This is a genomic window from uncultured Thiodictyon sp., from assembly GCF_903828115.1.
Lineage (GTDB): Bacteria > Pseudomonadota > Gammaproteobacteria > Chromatiales > Chromatiaceae > Thiodictyon.
Genome location: NZ_CAIKKU010000455.1, coordinates 1 through 2,461, shown reverse-complemented (window position 1 = coordinate 2,461; position 2,461 = coordinate 1). Strand labels below are relative to the sequence as shown.

Annotated in this window: 1 protein-coding gene; it reads left to right on the top strand. The window is 73.7% G+C overall.

What is annotated here, in order from left to right; translation table 11 throughout:
• A partial coding sequence (locus QZY48_RS16700) for a PEP-CTERM sorting domain-containing protein (RefSeq protein WP_295432984.1) occupies positions 1–2,314 on the top strand: 2,314 nt, incomplete at its 5' end.
• Positions 2,315–2,461: the final 147 nt, after the last annotated feature.

Here is a 2,461-nt window from a genome sequence, read left to right as displayed (position 1 = left end):
CGCCGCCAAGGCGCAGGGCGGCGACGGCGGCGGCGGCGGCCCCGCTGCGGGCCAGGTCGGCGGGGCGGGCGGCAGTGTGAGTGGCAGCACGGCGATCGCGACCGGGCGCGCCGCGGCGACGGCCAGCGTCGAGCAGCAAGGCGGCAACGGCGGCGGCAGCTACGTGTTTGGTAGCGCTACCGGCGGCAACGGCGGTGCGGTGAGCGGCGCCCAGGCCATCGCCACCGCGAGCGGCGAGCACGGGACGGCCACCGCGACCCTGGATCAGACCGGCGGTGCCGGCGGAGCCGGCGCCAGCGGCGGGGCCGGGGCGGCGAGCAGCCTGACCAACCAGGTTGCCGGCTCCACCAACGGCGGCCTCCTCACCCTGAGCCAGACCGCACGGGGCGGCGCCGGCGGGAAGGGCTGGAGCGCGGTCGGCGGCGCGGGGGGGGCCGCCTATTCGGGTCTGTCCCTGGACGACCGCCAAGGTCCGGCCCAGAGCGCCGGGGTCCAGGGGGGCGTCATGGCGATCGGCGGCGACGCTGGCGACAGCACTGTCGGTGCCGAGGGGCGCGCCGGGGCCGCGGCCGGCGCGGTCAGCAATCTGACCGGGGCGCATCGCGTCACCAGCGCGGCCGCGGCACTGGGCGGCGCCGGCGGTTGGAGCGCCGCGGGTACCGGCGGTCTGGGCGGAACCGGCACCGCCGATGCGATCGGCGTGACCCAGGGTGCGACCGACAGCGCGAGCGCCGACGCCTGGGCGGTTGGCGGTCGCGGCGGTTACGCCGAGGGGAGTGGTCGCACCGGCGGCCGCGGCGGGGCGGCCGTCGGCACGGCCAGCGCGACCGCTGTCGGTGGGACGGCGACCGTGACCCTCTACCAGGAGGGTGGGGCTGGTGGGACCGGTGGGCAGGGTGCCCGCGGCGGCGCGGGGGCGGCCAGCAGCCTCGTCGACAAGGTGACTGGGTCGACCAACGGCGGCACCCTCGACCTGGCCCAGAGGGCCCAGGGCGGCAACGGCGGCAACAGCGACACGGCCGCCGGCGGCATCGGCGGGGACGGGTCATCGAGGCTCCAGCGCCTCGACCTCACCAGCGCCGCGGTCCAGGTGAGCCTGAACGCCCTCGGCGGGGGCGGCGGCGGCTCGGGGTGGGCGGGTTCGGGCAGCGGCAGCGGCGGCGCGGGCGGCGCCGCGAACGCGGCGCTGAGCCTGAAGGCGTTGCGCGGATCGGCCACCGCCACGGCCAACGCCGACGGCGGGGTGGGCGGCGGATCCCTTGACGGCGAGGGCGGTGCGGGGGGCAACGCCCGGGCCACCGCCAGCGGCACCAGTGGCGGCGACCTGGGTGCGGCGACCGTGGTGGCCACCGCGACCGGCGGAAGCGCCAGGACCGGTCGCACCTCGGGCACCGCGGGGTGGGCCCAAGCGAGCGCCACCGCGGATGCCACCCGCACCCTCTCCGGCACGGCCGACGCCCGCGCCACCGCGACCGCCGGCGGCGTCTCCGGCCAGCCGTTCGCGGCCGCCGACGCCGTCTCGACCGCGCTGGCCGCCGACGGCCAACAGGCCTATGCCCTCTCCAGTGCCTTCGGTAAGAGCGGCACCGCCCGGGCCACCGCGCGCGAGGGCGACGGTTGGGTCAAGGGTCTGACCGCCGTCAGCCAGGCCCCGGTCGCGTCCGCCGCCGTGGCCGAGAGCCTGGTCAACAGCGCTGACCCCATCAAGGCAGACAGCGCGAGCACGCAGACCCAGTCCTACGCCTACGGGTCGGCCTATTCCAAGTTCGCGGGGCTGGGGACCAATGTGGGTACCCTCTTCGACAGCCCGGATGTCATCATCGGCTTCGGCAGCGGCGCCCTGGGCGCCAACTACGCGGCCGGCGCCACCGGCGCCCAGACCTATACCAGCAGTCTGGAATGGAACATCGACCCGGTAGCCGCCGGACTGCCGGACACCGGGCACATCGCGCTCGGGCTGGTCGACGCCTTCAGCGTCGGTGCCGCCTTCACCAGCCTCGCCTTCGATGTCACGGTCAACGGCAGCAGCGTCCTGTCCCAGGGCTTTGTCGACCTGGCGACGGCTAACGCCTGGTTCACCGACCGCCTGCTCGACCTCGGTGCCTGGTCTCCCTATGCCCCGTTCGGCACCGACCTCGACATCAAGGTGAGCTATGCCCTGACCATGAGCGAGGCCGGCGGTTACGGGGTCAACTTCGTGCTCGGTGACCCGCCGCCGGCCGCCGACGCGCCGGAGCCGGGCACGCTCGCGCTGCTGTGCCTGGGGGCACTGGGTCTCGCCCGCCGGTATGGACGGACTAATCCGGCGCCTTGACCTTCAGGCTCATGAGGCCAAATGTGTGATGCTTTACTATTAGCCAATAATAACTGATAATGAGATAGTCTATACTAAAATATTTTTGGATCCACGCACATGCTCATTTTCTCGCTCGTCGAATTATTGGATGAACAGAAATGCTAT